Annotated in this window: 19 protein-coding genes; 9 read left to right on the top strand and 10 right to left on the bottom strand. The window is 67.7% G+C overall.

The features are described 5' to 3' along the window. Positions 1–61: 61 nt before the first annotated feature. Positions 62–1,291, bottom strand: coding sequence for a Fic family protein (locus QZZ29_RS09480; RefSeq protein WP_291382806.1), 1,230 nt, complete (start codon positions 1,289–1,291; stop codon positions 62–64). A gap of 156 nt (positions 1,292–1,447) precedes the next feature. Here QZZ29_RS09480 and QZZ29_RS09485 point away from each other — a divergent pair, with 156 nt between their 5' ends. Then, a complete protein-coding gene (locus QZZ29_RS09485; RefSeq protein WP_291382807.1) occupies positions 1,448–2,296 on the top strand; it encodes a PhzF family phenazine biosynthesis protein in 849 nt (282 codons plus the stop codon). Positions 2,297–2,354: 58 nt separating this feature from the next. Further along, the gene (locus tag QZZ29_RS09490; protein ID WP_291382808.1) at positions 2,355–3,548 is read left to right on the top strand and encodes a Fic family protein; all 1,194 of its coding nucleotides are present in this window, start codon (positions 2,355–2,357) and stop codon (positions 3,546–3,548) included. A 108-nt stretch (positions 3,549–3,656) separates the two neighbouring features. On the opposite strand, the gene QZZ29_RS09495 is transcribed toward QZZ29_RS09490, so the two are convergent. The 3 genes from QZZ29_RS09495 to QZZ29_RS09505 form a co-directional block, all read right to left on the bottom strand. Next, on the bottom strand, positions 3,657–4,283 hold the full coding sequence (locus tag QZZ29_RS09495; RefSeq protein WP_291382809.1) for a DUF6518 family protein: 627 nt from the start codon (positions 4,281–4,283) through the stop codon (positions 3,657–3,659). A 74-nt stretch (positions 4,284–4,357) separates the two neighbouring features. Next, positions 4,358–5,188 (bottom strand): nucleotidyl transferase AbiEii/AbiGii toxin family protein, encoded by an 831-nt coding sequence (locus QZZ29_RS09500; RefSeq protein WP_291382810.1) that lies wholly within the window; start codon positions 5,186–5,188, stop codon positions 4,358–4,360. Between the two features lie 2 nt (positions 5,189–5,190). Then, positions 5,191–5,727, bottom strand: a complete 537-nt coding sequence (locus QZZ29_RS09505) for a type IV toxin-antitoxin system AbiEi family antitoxin domain-containing protein (RefSeq protein WP_291382811.1) — start codon at positions 5,725–5,727, stop codon at positions 5,191–5,193. Between the two features lie 66 nt (positions 5,728–5,793). Here QZZ29_RS09505 and QZZ29_RS09510 point away from each other — a divergent pair, with 66 nt between their 5' ends. Together QZZ29_RS09510 and QZZ29_RS09515 are read left to right on the top strand one after the other, a co-directional pair. Next, complete coding sequence (locus QZZ29_RS09510) at positions 5,794–6,375, top strand: Fic family protein (protein WP_291382812.1); 582 nt, start codon at positions 5,794–5,796, stop codon at positions 6,373–6,375. 155 nt (positions 6,376–6,530) lie between these two features. Beyond that, entirely contained in the window at positions 6,531–6,842 is a 312-nt protein-coding gene (locus tag QZZ29_RS09515) for a hypothetical protein (RefSeq protein WP_291382813.1), read from the top strand. Positions 6,843–7,396: 554 nt separating this feature from the next. On the opposite strand, the gene QZZ29_RS09520 is transcribed toward QZZ29_RS09515, so the two are convergent. After that, complete coding sequence (locus QZZ29_RS09520; protein ID WP_291382814.1) at positions 7,397–7,759, bottom strand: MerR family transcriptional regulator; 363 nt, start codon at positions 7,757–7,759, stop codon at positions 7,397–7,399. Then, complete coding sequence (locus QZZ29_RS09525) at positions 7,756–8,703, bottom strand: aldo/keto reductase (RefSeq protein WP_291382815.1); 948 nt, start codon at positions 8,701–8,703, stop codon at positions 7,756–7,758. The genes QZZ29_RS09520 and QZZ29_RS09525 overlap by 4 nt, the downstream gene beginning before the upstream one ends. A 125-nt stretch (positions 8,704–8,828) precedes the next feature. Between QZZ29_RS09525 and QZZ29_RS09530 the strand changes: the two genes are divergently transcribed. Both QZZ29_RS09530 and QZZ29_RS09535 read left to right on the top strand, forming a co-directional pair. After that, the gene (locus QZZ29_RS09530) at positions 8,829–9,089 is read left to right on the top strand and encodes a type II toxin-antitoxin system Phd/YefM family antitoxin (RefSeq protein WP_291382816.1); all 261 of its coding nucleotides are present in this window, start codon (positions 8,829–8,831) and stop codon (positions 9,087–9,089) included. A gap of 3 nt (positions 9,090–9,092) precedes the next feature. Continuing rightward, complete coding sequence (locus tag QZZ29_RS09535) at positions 9,093–9,350, top strand: type II toxin-antitoxin system RelE/ParE family toxin (RefSeq protein WP_291382817.1); 258 nt, start codon at positions 9,093–9,095, stop codon at positions 9,348–9,350. A gap of 25 nt (positions 9,351–9,375) precedes the next feature. Here the strand turns inward: QZZ29_RS09535 and QZZ29_RS09540 are convergent, their stop codons facing one another. Both QZZ29_RS09540 and QZZ29_RS09545 read right to left on the bottom strand, forming a co-directional pair. Then, entirely contained in the window at positions 9,376–9,918 is a 543-nt protein-coding gene (locus tag QZZ29_RS09540; RefSeq protein ID WP_291382818.1) for a dihydrofolate reductase family protein, read from the bottom strand. Between the two features lie 119 nt (positions 9,919–10,037). Further along, on the bottom strand, positions 10,038–10,427 hold the full coding sequence (locus QZZ29_RS09545; RefSeq protein ID WP_291382819.1) for a Fur family transcriptional regulator: 390 nt from the start codon (positions 10,425–10,427) through the stop codon (positions 10,038–10,040). A 95-nt stretch (positions 10,428–10,522) separates the two neighbouring features. Between QZZ29_RS09545 and QZZ29_RS09550 the strand changes: the two genes are divergently transcribed. The 3 genes from QZZ29_RS09550 to QZZ29_RS09560 are packed head-to-tail and all read left to right on the top strand — an operon-like array spanning position 10,523 to position 13,182. Next, positions 10,523–11,455 (top strand): metal ABC transporter substrate-binding protein, encoded by a 933-nt coding sequence (locus tag QZZ29_RS09550; protein WP_291382820.1) that lies wholly within the window; start codon positions 10,523–10,525, stop codon positions 11,453–11,455. 9 nt (positions 11,456–11,464) lie between these two features. Further along, complete coding sequence (locus QZZ29_RS09555; RefSeq protein WP_291382821.1) at positions 11,465–12,361, top strand: metal ABC transporter permease; 897 nt, start codon at positions 11,465–11,467, stop codon at positions 12,359–12,361. Between the two features lie 41 nt (positions 12,362–12,402). Then, positions 12,403–13,182: an ATP-binding cassette domain-containing protein gene (locus tag QZZ29_RS09560; protein ID WP_291382822.1), complete on the top strand. Its 780-nt coding sequence runs from the start codon at positions 12,403–12,405 to the stop codon at positions 13,180–13,182. Positions 13,183–13,384: 202 nt separating this feature from the next. Here the strand turns inward: QZZ29_RS09560 and QZZ29_RS09565 are convergent, their stop codons facing one another. Then, on the bottom strand, positions 13,385–14,455 hold the full coding sequence (locus tag QZZ29_RS09565; protein WP_291382823.1) for a low specificity L-threonine aldolase: 1,071 nt from the start codon (positions 14,453–14,455) through the stop codon (positions 13,385–13,387). Further along, a partial coding sequence (locus QZZ29_RS09570; protein WP_291382824.1) for an SDR family NAD(P)-dependent oxidoreductase occupies positions 14,452–14,899 on the bottom strand: 448 nt, incomplete at its 5' end. The genes QZZ29_RS09565 and QZZ29_RS09570, both read right to left, overlap by 4 nt.

Here is a 14,899-nt window from a genome sequence, read left to right on the forward strand (position 1 = left end):
GTAGCCGCACAATGCGTGGGAGCGGCGAACGTGCGAGGGCACGTCAGCGAACCGGGGCGACTCATCGCCATTCGTTTCCAGGCGCGCTGCGGAGGCCGATGCGTTCCTCGAGCTCGGAAAGCTCGTCCATGACGGCCGACGCTACCCAGACACGTGAGCGCGAGGCTCCCGTGATCTCGCTCAGGACTCCCGCCTTGGTGAGGTGGTCGAGCGCGTCGTAGGCGCGGGGGCGGCTGGCGCCCGTGACCGATTCGGCCCGGGCGATGTCCAGGATGGGCGCGGTGAGGAGAGCGTCGATCAGGGTCCGGGTGGAGGAGCCGCGGCGCGCGGTGACCTGCTCGTGCCACAGACGTGGGAGCTCGGCGAGGCCGTCGGCCGTCACGAGTGCGGCCTCGGCCGCGGCGGAGGTACAGTGCGCGACGTAGCGCACCAGCGGCTCGAGGTCGCCGGCGCGGTAGCTGGCAAGGTGTGCAAAGTAGGCGTCGGTATCGGCGAGCATCGCGGCGGCGACGGGCACAGTGGTTGCTGAGGTCAGCCCCCGGTGCCGATACGCGGCGCCAATGAGGGCTCTGCCGATGCGTCCGTTGCCGTCGGTGAACGGGTGGATGGCCTCAAACTGGCCGTGGACGATTGCGGCTTGGGCCACCACCGGCACGTCGGTGCGTGCCACGAACGCGATGAGGTCTTCCAAGAGCGGCCGCACGAGGTCCGGTGGAGGTGGGACGTGCAGTGCGCCGCGCGGCGAGAAATCCGAGCCCCCTACCCAGTTCTGCACGGGCCGGTACTGACCCGCGTGCTGCCCTTCTAAGAGGTCGCCGGCAAGCAGCACGTGATGGGCGGTCAGCAGTGCGGCGTGTGTAAGAGGCCTGCCGGCGCAGGACGCTGCGAGAGCGGTGAGTGCCCGGCTGGCGGCGACGGTGGAACGCGCCCCTGCGGCGGCATCGGCGCCAATCGAAGCGCGTGCGAGATCGTCGAGACTTGAGTAGACATGCTCGATCTTGGATGAGGCCACGGCCTCGCTGCGCACCAGCAACTCGCCGAGCCCGGCGAGGTGGTCGGAGCGGCTCTCGATACGGGTGATCGACGTGACGGCGTGCTCCAGCTCCGCGTTGACTGCGGGCGACAAGGCGACAGCATGGTCGGCGATCTGGGCGGGGATCTCCACCACAATCTCGGTGAGCATCCGGTCGGCCTGATTGGGCCGGTTGCCGGAGGGTCCTCGCTGATCGGGGTTGGTTGCCCATGGACGTGCCTCGTGAGCGGCGGCGGGCCAGGCGCTATCGCGAGTCAAAGGACCTTCCCATCTGTTTTTTGTGCACCACCATGATAACAGTTATATCTATAAGTGTAACTAAGCAGGTTTCCTAGTAACGCTTACAGGGCGGTGCGATGTTCCAGTGCCACCGCCTCCTGACTGGCCGTGCCGACGCCCGGTAACGTCGGCTGCATGACAACCCGCCCGTTTCGCATGATCGACGTGTTCCCTTCAAGTGCGCCGCAGTCCGGCAACCCCCTCGCGGTGGTGCTTGATGCGGACGGGTTGACCACCCAGCAGATGGCCGCGTTTTCCGCGTGGACCAACCTGTCGGAGTGCACGTTCGTGCTGCCGCCCACGGACCCCGCCGCCGACTACCGGGTGCGCATCTTCTCGCTCACCACGGAGTTGCCGTTCGCGGGCCACCCCACGTTGGGCACGGCTCGCGCGTGGCTGGACGCTGGGGGAGTGCCGCGCACGCCCGGCCGGGTGGTGCAGGAATGCGGGGTGGGCCTGGTGCCGGTGCGCGTTGACGAAGACACGGTCGCGTTCGCGGCCCCGCCGCTGATCCGCTCGGGCCCGGTGGACGACGCCGACCTCGCCATCGCGTTGTCCGTACTGGGAGTCACTCCGGCCGACGCGGTGGAGGCCAGGTGGATCGACAACGGCCCCGGCTGGCTGGGCGTGCTGCTGCGCGACGCCGACGCGGTGCTTGCGTTGGAACCCGACCTCACGGCCCGCGTGGGCCAGCAGAGCATCGGCGCGGCCGGGTTCTACGAAGAGGGCGCCGACGCCGCGCTCGAGGTCCGCGCCTTCTTCAACGACGGGGGCGGCCCGCTGAGGGAGGACCCGGTGACGGGAAGTCTGAACGCCTCGGTCGCGCAGTGGCTCATCGGCTCGGGTCGAGTGACGGCGCCGTACGTGGCCCGCCAGGGTGCGAGGGTCGGGCGCGACGGGCGGGTGCAGGTGACCGAGGCCGAAGGTGAGTTCTGGATCGGTGGCCGCACGGCCGTGACCGTCAGTGGAAGTGTGGGTATCTAGGCGTCACATCCTTGAATAACGCCGCACCATATTCAAGGATGTAGTAATATCCCTAAATATGGAGACATCATCTTCAGGGATCCAGGACTGGCCGGCGCTCGACTACGAGCCTCGGTCGTGGACCCTGCGCGCCGATGGAGTCTCGCGCAGGGCCGTCCTTGCGCACTCGGGACCGTATCGCGCCGCGATCACGCCGCGCATCACAGGTGTCACCGTTTCGCTGCCCAGCGCCGTCCAGTCGCTCGCGGAAGATGCCTCCGCAGAACTGGCTCGCGTCGATGCCACGTTAAGGGCGTCCCGCATCGGGCCGTTGCCCGCAGTGCTGCTGCGCACCGAGTCCGCGTCGTCGTCGCAGATCGAGCGGCTCACGGCCTCCGCAAAGTCGCTTGCCGAGGCGGAGATCGGCGAACGTTCGAGTACGAACGCGCGTGTGGTCCTCGCGAACGTGCGCGCCATGGAAAGGGCGCTTGAGCTCGGCGGGCCCATCGCCCTGGAATCGATCCTCGCCGTGCACGCGGCACTGATCGAACCCGATCCGCTCCATGCGCCGGGCCTGCGTGACGAGCAGGTGTGGGTGGGCGGCACTGCCGTGGGCCCGCATCGTGCCGACTTTGTGCCCCCGCACCACGATCGCGTGCCAGCCGACATGGCGGACCTGGTGTCCTTCGTGGGCCGCACGGACATCCCCGTGGTCGCCCACCTCGCGCTCGCGCACGCCCAGTTCGAGACCATCCACCCGTTCACCGACGGCAATGGCCGCACCGGGCGCGCGCTACTGCACATGATGCTCCGCGAGTCGGGTCTCACGCGCGGCTCCACCATTCCCGTCTCCGCGGGCCTGCTCCACGAGACCGACGCGTACTTCGCGGCGCTCACCGCGTATCGCGAGGGCGACATCGAGCCCGTCATCGAACGCGTCGCGGAGGCGGCCATCTTCGCCTCGCGTCTCACGCTCGACCTCAACGCTCGCCTGCAGGCGCTCGCCGACGAGTGGCTCCAGCGCGTCCGAGCACGCAAGGGCGCCTCCGCGTGGCGACTCGCAGAGATGCTCCCCGCCCACCCCGTGGTCACGTACGAGGTGGTCCAGAGCGCGCTGGGGGTTTCGGCGCCGACGGCATACGTGGCCATCGACACGCTCGCCGACGCGGGGGTGCTGGTCCCGCGCAGCACCAACAAGCGCAACAGAGTGTGGGACGCGGTCGAGGTGCTCGCCGCGCTGGACGAATTCGCGGACGAGGCCCGGCGGGGCTAGCCGCGAAGGTGGGCCGCGGCGTGCGGTTGCTGCCCTCTCAGTATGAGACAGCTCAGATCTGGGTTGAAGACGCTGCCGCCATGACGCCCCCCGCGATCAGCTGCAGTCTCAACCCAGCGACGTGTACACCAGGACGAACGCGGCCGCTACCGCGGCGGTGCCCAGCACTGTCACTGCAACGGGGAGTGCCCCCCGAATGCGCTTCGCGAGCATCCACGTGAGGAGACCGAGCGCGGTGACGCCGATGATGATCCAGTAGACCGGGCTCGTTGTCTCGCTGATCACGGTGAGCCCGTAGAGGGCCTCCCCGAGGCCGACGCTGGCAAGCGCGCTCGTGGCGAGCGCGGCGCGCACACCGCGTGCCAAGAGCCACGACGCCGCCACGCCCACCAAGGGTCCTGCCACGACGCCCACGAGCGCGAACATCGTCGGGTTGTAGTACAGGCCCTGCACGGACGAGGCCAGCGAGTAGCCGAGGGTGAGCAGTACGAAGCTTGCCGCGCCAAGCGGTGCAGCGATGGGCCACCGCTGCCGGGACCAGAGCACCAGGAGCACCGTGAGGACGGTCCACCCACTGGCAGAGTTCGCAAACGACGCGAACCACTCGGGGAGGGCGCCCTGCGCGAAGAAGGTCAGGAAGCCGAGTGCGAAGGACGCCAGCACCACGACGCCGGACCGCAGCAACGCGGTTCGCCACGAGCGCGTGCGGTCGCCTGGCAATGGGGTCTCAGACACGGCGCCACGGTAGCACCGCGTGCGCTCTGAGTCGGTGGCGACGGTGTAGTCAAGGTGATCGGAGCGGGGGAGGTCTAGGTTTCGGACGCCGCGATCCGCTGGACAAATACGTTGGCCCAAGCAACAGCCTCCTCGACGGTGGGCAACACGTCGAGCCCTTCGGCCGCTTCCGCGTACAAGGTCTGCCACTGCTGGCCGACTACGATGCTTGGCGGCCACTCCTGGCCCCGTCGGTACGTGAAGAGCCGCGCGGATGTTGCGGCGAGCAGCGCTAGGTCGAGGTCCTCGCCTTGGTAGAGAAGTTGGAGATCGACGAGGTCGCGTGCGCGCTCGCTTCCTTCCGCCGAGACTGCGTGTAACTTCTGTGCGACTTGGTGATCTGCGCGCATCACCGGTACCGGTCGCGGGGCCTCGAGGCCTACGTCGGTGAAGAGGCGAGCAAGATCCGGAGCGAGCCGGAACTCAGGCTCGTCGGCATCGCCTATCTCGTTGTGTCCGAGCTCGAACTTCACCGTGCACCACGGCCTGCCTCGGTAGTCGAGTTTCACCTCGAAGGGTTGCATCACGTACCCGCCGGGGATTCGTGGCGGACGCGGTGCTGGCTTCTCGATCAGTCGCCCGGTGAAGCCCGACCATCCTGCGGCCAGCGAGTCTTCGAAGTCGCTGCGGAAGCGGGCGAGCGGCTGGACTCGTGCGGCGTCGAGGTCTTGAGTGAAGCGCGTCCCTCGTCCGTAGCGCAGTGCCATCGCGCTGCCGCCCTTGATGGCGCCCTCGGGAAGCATCTGGCCAACCGCGACAAGCGCCATCGCGACGCGCCGACGCTGGGTCAGGGCATCGTTCCCCTCGACGTTGCGGAGCCGCTGCTCAAGCGACCGCACGCTCGGCGGGGCATCGTCGTACGTCACCGTCAGAGTCCTTTCTGCACCCGCTTCCACTCGGTGGTGGTCAACAGGCCCTCTGCTCGCGCCTGCTTTGCCGCCTCCAGCAGGCGTGTGCTCTCGATGCGTCCGCGACATTCCAAGATGGCGTCCGCGACCGGCTGTGCTGCCAAGCCCTCATAGAACACGGTGCGCACGTCGCCCGTCACCTGGGTCAACTCGATATTGGGGGGAAGCGTGGGCCGAGCGCGCCTGGGGACGGCGACCTTGATCTTCCTCGGGTTGACGTCGGCGAGGCTGAACAGTGCGAGCACCGACTCCCCGCGGAGATAGGCGCCGTCGCCCACGCGCAGGAGCGCTTCGGCGAACTCGTCGAACTCGGTGGGGCGGACGTCGGGCACCCGATAGAGCCCGTAGGCGACGTTCTCCAGCCCGCCGCGTGCGGCCAGCTTGGGCAACTCACTTGCGGGCACTCCCGCCTCGGCCGCGTCCCTCGTGGTGACATACCCGTACTGGTCGAGCGCAATCTCGCGGACGACGTCCCGGTACCTGGTAACTGTGTCCATGTCACAACTATACCGAAAACGGTAGTGTTGTGACAGTCCTGGGGATCGCCCGCAGCAACGTCGCTCGTGGCACACGCCTCTGCAGACCTCGCCCATCTTGCACTCGCGCACGCCCAGTTCGAGACCATCCACCCATTCACCGACGGCAATGGCCGCACCGGGCGCGCGCTGCTGCACATGATGCTGCGGGAGTCGGGCCTCACGCGCGGCTCCACCATTCCCGTCTCGGCGGGGCTGCTCCACGAGACCGACGCGTACTTCGCGGCGCTCACCGCGTATCGCGGGGGCGACATCGAGCCCGTCATCGAACGCGTCGCGGAGGCGGCCATCTTCGCCTCACGTCTCACGCTCGACCTCAACGCTCGCCTGCAGGCCCTCGCCGGAGAGTGGCGCCAGCGCGTGCGGGCGCGCAAGGGTGCCTCCGCGTGGCGGCTCGCGGAGCTGCTCCCCGCCCACCCTGTGGTCACGTACGAGGTGGTCCAGCGCGCGCTGGGGGTTTCGGCGCCGACGGCATACGTGGCCATCGACACGCTCGCCGACGCGGGGGTGCTGGTCCCGCGCAGCACCAACAAGCGCAACAGAGTGTGGGACGCGGTCGAGGTGCTCGCCGCGCTGGACGAATTCGCGGACGAGGCCCGGAGGGGTTAGCCGCTCAACCGCGCCGCCGCAGCGGCTGCACCAAGGTCGGTAACCCGGCTTGTCGCTAATCCACCCCCCCTAGGCAGGTTGGCGAACCTGCATTCATCCAGCCGCACTTTGTGAGGCCGGTTGGCTCTAAGTCTGTGACGTCTAGGCTTACTTGCATGCAAGAACAGCCTGGTCTCCAAGGAATCTCACCAATTCAGCAAGTGTATGTGGACGCGGTCAAGGCCCCGCTAGACATGATCGAGGTGGCCTACGAGAGACTTCGAGACCGTCTCGCGCGTCAAGTCGAAGACGAGAGAGCTAAGGCGGAGACGCTGTCTGATGCGTGGACCATTATCGACAACGCGTATCGACTGAACACATTGTTGCGCCAGTTTCCTGGACTGAAGCAGAGGGATGAGATTGTGCGTTCAGCGATCGATGTTTTCAAGGTGGCAGAGCCTTTTCGCCACGCAGAGTTCAGCACATGAACCGGGAAGTCCGAAGTATCGCGGCGGAGGGGCTGGCAGTCTGGGGCGAACTGTCGTGGGCGACAAAGGGTTCGGACGGGCAGGTTGAGAACCACCTGCGAATCAGGCTGCCCTACATCTCGCAAGGGCCGCAGTTGGTCAGTGCCAGCTGCTCCCGGAGAGACGGATTACAGCGCGGGATCTGGTTTCATTCACCTGCTCCTGGCCGATCGGAACATCAATCTCAGCCGGATCGCGGAGGCAGCGAGCGACTTCTCTGAGCGCTTTCTTGCTGAGTTGGGTTCAGCGTACGATCGGCGCTCGGGAGAGCCTGGCGAAACACTTCGTCTATTTGTACCGACGTCTCCTTAGGCGCGCTTCACCCCAACCCGCAATCCGGCCCGTGTGTCCCCACCCGACCCGACAGTGCGGCAAGACTTCGCTTCCGAGGGGATCAAGCCTGACCGCCGTGAGGGAGCGACTTCTTGGCGCACGCCCAAGGTGACGTAGCAGCGAAACCCAACCCAAGCGTCGGCCGCAAACAGCAGGGACAACAGGCGCAGAGGTGACCGCCCTCAACGGCTCCCGTAGTACGCGATCTTGTCGTCGAGCACCTTCACCGCAGCAGCCAACGCTCCGGCCTGGCGCACCAACTCGTCGCGCCGCCCCATCAGAAACTCAGTGCGCTCACCAGCCTCACCGTCGGCCCGCAGCAGGCGAGTGAACCGGCGCAGGTCCGCGATGCCCAGCCCCGCATCCCGCAGGCACGTGACCACGCCGATCCACGCCACGTCGTTGTCGGCGTAGCGCCAGTGGCCGGACGCGTCGCGATCGATGGGGCCCACCAGGCCCTCGCGCTCGTAGTACCGCAGCGTGTCCTCGCTCAGCCCGGTGGCGGTCGCCGCCTCGCCCATGCTGATGCCCTGTGTCACCGTCATGACACCGAGTTCAGCACGGCCAGAGCATCGGCGTCCAGGCGCACGTCGCGGGCGGCCATGACCTCCTCGAGCTGCGCGACCGACGAGACCCCCACGATCGGCGTCACCGCGGGGGAGCCGCCCATCAGCCACGCAAGCACCACCTGGTTGCGCGTCGCACCCGTGGACGTCGCGACCTGGTCGAGCGCCGCCAGCCGACGCTCAGTGTCGGCATGCAGATAGGGCGCCTGGAGCGGACGGTCGGGCCGCGCATACGCGCCCGCGAGCAGGGTGTTGTACGCCCAGAAGGCCAGGTCCTCGGTGCGCGCGTAGTCCAAGGCATCGGGCGTGGCGACCACGTGTCCACCCTCGACCAAATGCGCAAAGGGCACCGGTTGCAGATAGGTGTAGCGCAGTTGCATCGCGGAGTACGGTTCCACGCCCGTCGCCGACGCCGTGGCGCGGGCCCGCTCCAGGCGCCACACGGCGTGATTGGAGGCACCCAACTGGCGGACCCGGCCATCGGCCACCGTGGCGCCCAGGGCTGCCACCTGGTCCTCAAGCGGAACCGTGCGGTCCTCGACGTGAGCCCACAGCAGTTCTACGTGGTCGGTGCCCAGGCGTTCCAGCGACCCGCCCAGCGCGGCCTCGATCGCGGCGGGGGACAGGCCCTCCATCGACTCGGGCCACTTGCCTGCAACCAGCGGCTCGGCGCCCAGCTTGGTCGAGACCCACACCTGCTCGCGGATGCCGGGGTTCGCGGCGAACCACTGGCCCAGCATGCGCTCGCTCGCGCCGCCGCGACCCGTGGGCGACTCCCAGAAGCTGTAGTTGTCAGCGGTGTCGAGCCAGCGTCCGCCCAGCTCCACGAAGCGGTCGAGGATCGCGAACGACTCGTCGCGGTCCTGCCGAGTGCCGAAGTACATCGCGCCCAGCGCGATCTGTTCCTTGTGAGTGATGTTCATAGGGGCAGAAAACACCCTGGAGCGCGCTCCAGGTCAAGCGGGGTTCCGCGGCGCGAGGCCCCGGCGCTCGCCGAGTGCCGGACAAGCCTTGAGTTCCTTGTGTACACAGCGTAAACTATGTACACATGAGCACCATTAGTCGCCGCATCGGCAGTCGCGAGTTCCGCGCCGAGTTCTCTGACGTTGTCGGACACGTGGCCTACGGTGGCGAGCGCGTGGCACTCACGCGGAACGGGAAGGTGGCGGCCGTGCTCATCAGCAACGAAGACCTCGAGACCTTGGAGCGCCTGGAAATGGCGGCGGACGTCGAGGCATACCGCGCGGCCAAGGCGGCCGACGACGGTGGCCGGGTGTCGTTGGAGGACTTGGACCGAGAACTGGGGTAGTTCGTGTACCGCGTCGAGTTGACGTCGGCAGCCGCGCGCCAACTGCGGAAGCTGCCTCGTGAGCACAGGGCACGCGTCCAGGCTCGCATCCGAGAGCTTGCGAGCGATCCTCGACCGACGGGCGCCATCAAACTCGCCGGTGAGACCACGGCTTGGCGCACTCGGATAGGCGACTATCGCGTGATCTACGACATTTTCGACTCTGTGCTGGTGGTGACAGTGGTCGCGGTGGGTCATCGGCGCGAGGTGTACCGCACGTAGGTTCAGCGCCGATGGTCGCGCCGGGCTACGAGTTGCCTACCGGAACGTAGCGCTCGGCTCGTGCCCCCGAGGTGAACTCGGTGGTCCCGACGTGCCGCAGTGTGAGCGGTTCCGCCAGACCTTCGAACAGCCAGGGCCCGTGGCCTACGAGCGTCGGGTAGACGACGAACTCGTACTCGTCGATGAGCCCTGCGTCGGCCAGGGCGCGGGGCAATGTGACGCCGCCGACGTACAGTCCGTCGCCCGGTTGCTCCTTCAACTTCCTGACCGCATCGACGGGGTCACCGGTCAGAGATTCGGTGTTCCAGCCGTCGGGTTCGCGCGTGCTCGACACCAGGTACTTCTTGGCCGCGTTGATCGACTGCTCGAACGACCGCGTCCACGGAGGTAGGTCTTCCGCCGTGCGCCAGAACTCCATCAGTTCGTAGGTGGTGCGGCCCAGGATGATCGCGTCGGCGCGGGCGATGGTCTGCGCGGCGTGGTGGTGAGTCTCCTGGTCCGGAGTGCCAGCCATGTGGTCGACGCAGCCGTCGAGCGAGACGTTGATCGAATAGCGCAGGGGTCGCATCCGCTCAGGCTGGCATGGTTCCCACGATTTCGCTACGCCTGACGATGGAGCCCCCAACAGGCGCGATCGTCCGCGGCCGCATCTGCATTCCGGAGTAGCGGGGGAGGCGCCCGCCCCGCTCAGCGGGTGTCCCCGCCTGATTCCGCGCAATCGGGGCACACGCCGAAGATCTCCAGGGCGTGGGTGACGTCGGTGTAGCCGTGCTGCGCGGCGAGCTGTTCGGCCCACTGTTCAATGGCAGGGCCGCCAATTTCGATGGCGCGTCCGCACCGTCGGCACGCGAGGTGGTGGTGATGTTGCCGCGAGCACCGCATATAGACGGACTCGCCGTCCTCGCGGTTCATGACGTCCACGTCTCCGGACTTCACCATGCGGGCGAGGTAGCGGTAGACCGTCGCGAGGCCGATGGTCTCTCCGCGTTCCTTCAGGAGGGCGTGGATCTCCTGGGCGCTCTGGAAACTCTGCAGCTCACCGAGGATGCTCACGATGGCGCGCCGCTGGTGGGTCATGCGAGGTACGGGCCGATGGTCCGGGGCCCCCTCGCCCTCCTCGGTGTTAAAAAGGATTATCATTATCGTAGAAGCATAGCTAAGGAGGGCCTGTCATGGCCAGAGGGTTGTCAACACACGTTGTGGCGGGTGTTGCAGCCGCAACGCTCGGCCTGGGAGGGTGTGCAATCGCCGACGGCGACGGCGCCTCCCATGAGACCGATGCCGCCGTGTCCGTCGTTGCCTCGACCACCATCCTCGGCAGCGTCGCCGGTCAGGTGGTGGAGTGCGGCGGCGGCCAGGTGCACACGTTGATGCCCGTGGGCGCGGACCCGCACGACTACTCGCCCTCATCGGCCGATGTTGCGGCAATGGTGAAGGCCTCGCTCGTGGTCGTCAACGGTCTGGGGCTCGAGGAAGGGCTGACATCCGCGCTGGATACTGCGGGCGAGGACGGCGCCGTCGTCTACGCGGTAGGCCCCGACCTGGACCCCCAACCCCGCGAGGGCGCGAGCGACTCGCTTGACCCGCACATCTGGATGGACGTCGCGCGCATGGCCAAAGCCGCATCCCTCATCGGCGACCAACTCGCGGCCGCCACGGGTGACGATGCCTACGCGACCTGTGGCTTGACGGTCTCGGACTCGCTCATGGAGACCGACACCGAGGTGCGGTCGATCCTCGACGCCGTCCCCGAGTCGCGGCGGGTGCTGGTGACCGATCACCAGGCGTTTGGCTACTTCGGATCCGCCTATGGGTTCACCTCGGCTGGCGTGGTGATCCCTGGTGGCTCGACGCTTGCCGAACCCAACTCGGCCGACCTCGCGGCGCTCGCGGACACGGTGCGCACCGAGGGGGTCACGGCGATCTTCGCGAACACCGCCAACCCCACTGCGCTCGTGGATGCGCTCGCCCAAGAGGCGGGGACGCAGGTGAGCGTGGTGGAGCTCTACGTCGGCAGCCTCGGCGCCGCAGGCTCCGGGGCCGATACCTATCAGTCCATGATGCTGACCGACGCCCGTCGCATCGCCGACGCGCTCGCGGGCTAGGAAGTCCTCATGACCTTTGTCGAGTGGTTCATTGAGCCCTTCTCCTTGGGGTTCCAGCAACGCGCACTTCTTGGCGGCATCCTGGCCGGGCTCATGTGCGCCGTCGTCGGCACCTGGCTCGTCCTGAGAGGGATGAGCTTCTTTGGCGACGCCTTCGTTCACGGCGTCGTCCCCGGCATTGCCGCGGCCGTGGTGCTGGACGTCAGCCCCGCGCTCGGCGCGGCTGTTGCCGCCGCGGTCATGGTCGCTGGAATCGAGGTGGTGAGCCGGCAGACAAAGCTGAGCGAAGACACCGCGATTGGCCTGCTGTTTGTCGGAATGCTCGCGCTTGGAGTGGTGATCATCTCCAGCGTCGATTCATATACGGGGAGCCTGACCACGATCCTGTTCGGCGATGCTTTGGGGGTCACAAGCGCCGACCTGGTGCAGCAGGCAATCCTGGGAGGATTCGTGATCATCGTTTCGGTCGCCATGTACCGGCCGTTCCTCGCGCTGTCCTTCAACAAGCAGAAGGCCGAACTGTTGGGGATGCGCCCCGGTAGGGCGCACGCGGTCTTGCTCGTCCTGATCGCCGCCGCCGTGATCGGCAGCTTCCAGTCCATCGGCACGCTGCTCGTCTTCGGGCTGCTCGTGGGCCCGCCGGCGACGGCGGCACTGGTGGTCCGCACCGTTCCGCGCATGATGGCGGTGGCGGCGGGCATCTCCGTCGTCTCCGTGTGGCTCGGCCTGCTCATCAGCTTTCATCTGGGAACCGCAGGATCGGCCACGATGGCGCTTGTACCGATCGTCGCCTTCTTCCTCACCTTGGCCTGGACCACGCTACGTGCAAGGCGGTCGGCGTCGCGAGACCCTGGGACGCAGCGGGTTGCGTCTGACTCCGCCTCGACCCCCGCGGTGACGCGATGAGCTCCTGCGCATCGCAGGCGCGCCCCGATAGTGGGAGCGGGTTGTTCGCCGAAGGGACGGATGTGGTGGTGAAGTACGGCAACCACACCGCGCTGGCGCGATCCTCCTTCACCATCCCGCTCGATGCGGTGACGGCGGTGATCGGCCCCAACGGCTCGGGCAAGTCAACGCTGCTGAGCGCCTTGGCTGGCCTCGTGCCGGTTGCTGGCGGCCAGTTGCGAGTATTGGGCATGGAGCCGCACGAAGCTCGGAGTGAGGTGAGTTACGTCCTGCAGTCGACGGTCGTGCCCGCGTCGACCCCGATCACCGTGCGGGAGACCGTGGGCATGGGGCGCTTCCCCAGCGTCGGGCTGTTCCGGGCGTTCAGTCGAACCGACCGAACCCGCGTCGCGGAGGCCATGCGCCAGATGGATATTGAGCATCTTGCCGGGAGGCACCTCCACGAGCTTTCCGGCGGGCAAAGGCAACGTGTCTACGTGGCCCAGGGACTTGCACAGAACCACACGGTCATGCTGCTTGACGAGCCACTCACCGGTCTGGACCTGGTGTCAGCGCGGACCATCGACGGCCTGATCCACAGGGAGGACCGTCACGGTCACACCGTGGTGCTCACGACCCACGACCTCAACGAGGCCCGGGCCGCAGACCACGTCGTGCTCGTGAGCGGTCGCGTCGTGGCTAGCGGTCCACCGGAAGTGGTGTGCACCAGGAAGAATCTCGAGGTGGCGTTTGGCCTGGGCAGCCTCCACGGTTGGGGAGGTTTTCTGGACGACCCCGCCCACGACCCGCACGGCCACAGCCAGGCGGACTTGGGCCGCTAGTCGTTCAGTCGCGGACGGGCGAGTCGAGACCGTCGGTGTTGTGCTGCCACGCGGCGTCGTCGCCCCCCGAGGCGTCCCGCTGCTCGCCGTGCATGAAGAGGCTGGCACGCTCGACGGCTTGAATACTCCCGGTGAAAAGGCCCTCGTCGCTGGCGTGCTCGGGGGGAGGGGCCTGCTTGCGGCAGCGCGCGGGGCGGCTGGATCAGGCGGCCGAGGTCTCGCGCGCTATCGCGGCGATCAGCGCGTCGATGTCGTCCTCGGTGGTGTCGAAGCTGCACATCCAGCGCACCTCGTTCTTGGCGGCATCCCAGTCGTAGAACGCGAACGTGGCGCGCAGGCGATCCGCCACGCCGTCGGGCACGGTGGCGAAGATCCCGTTCGCCTGCGTCGGCTGTGTGAAGGCCACACCCGTGATTGACCCGTCGGCAAGCCCATGCTCGATGCCAGCGCGCAAGCGTTGCGCCATCGCATTGGAGTGTGCGGCGTTGCGCAGCCACAGGTCGCCCTCGAGCAGCGCGATCAACTGGGCCGAGACGAAGCGCATCTTCGACGCCAGCTGCATGTTGAACTTGCGCAGGAACGTCAATCCCTCCGACGCCTCGGCGCTCAGCACCACGATTGCCTCGCCGAGCATCGCCCCGTTCTTGGTGCCGCCAAAGCTCAGCACGTCCACGCCTGCGTCGCGCGTGAAGGCGCGCAGCGGCACGCCGAGCGACGCCGCGGCGTTGGAGATGCGCGCGCCGTCCATGTGCACCCGCATCCCGAGGCCGTGGGCGTGATCGGCGACCGCCGCGATCTCGTCGACGGTGTACAGGGTGCCAAGCTCGGTCGATTGCGTGATCGACACGACCAACGGCTGCGCGCGATGCTCATCACCCCAGCCCCAAGCCTCCCGGTCGATGAGCTCCGGGGTGAGCTTGCCGTCGTCCGTCGGGACGGTGAGCAGCTTGATGCCGGCCACCCGCTCGGGCGCGCCGCCCTCGTCGACGTTGGCGTGCGAGGTGACGGCCGTGATTACGGCGCCCCAGCGGGGCAACATCGACTGCAGGCCCACCACGTTCGCGCCGGTGCCGTTGAACATCGGGTACGCCTCGACGCCCGCGCCGAAGTGGTGTGCCATCACCTCCTGGAGGCGCGCTGTGTAGGCGTCGCCGCCGTACGCGCCCTGGTGGCCGCGGTTGGCGGCGACGATCGCCGCGAGCACCTCTGGGTGGACGCCGGAGTAATTGTCGGAGGCGAAGCCGCGTGAGGCGGGGTCGTGAATGGTGGTCACGGGTGTCCAATCTCGGGGTTCGAGGGGGCGCTGATCAAGGAGGCACTGAGGTTGACGATGGTGTCGTTGGTTTCGGCCGCCGGCGCCGTCCACAGGGCCACGAACCGCCGCGCGAGCGCCTCCTCGAGCCCTGCGAGGCTCTGCACCCGGAAGATCACGGCTGCGGCGGTCAGCGGCCGCCCGGCATCGCGGGCATCCTTTGCGAATCCCTGCGCGACGGCGCGCGTCCACGCCTCGGTCGCCGCCTTGACGGCCGCGTAGTTCGCGCCGCCTGCCAGTGGGCGAGTGACCGCGGTGGAGGACACCACCGCGAGGCGGCCGGCGTCGGAGGCCCGGAGGTCGGCGTCGAACGCGCGGCTGACGTGGCGGAGCGCAGTGAACGACCCCTCCAAGAACCGGAAGTCCGCATCACTTTGCCCGGCAAGCCCGCCGCCCCCCCGCCAC

It is taken from the genome of Demequina sp. (assembly GCF_016278765.1).
Lineage (GTDB): Bacteria > Actinomycetota > Actinomycetes > Actinomycetales > Demequinaceae > Demequina.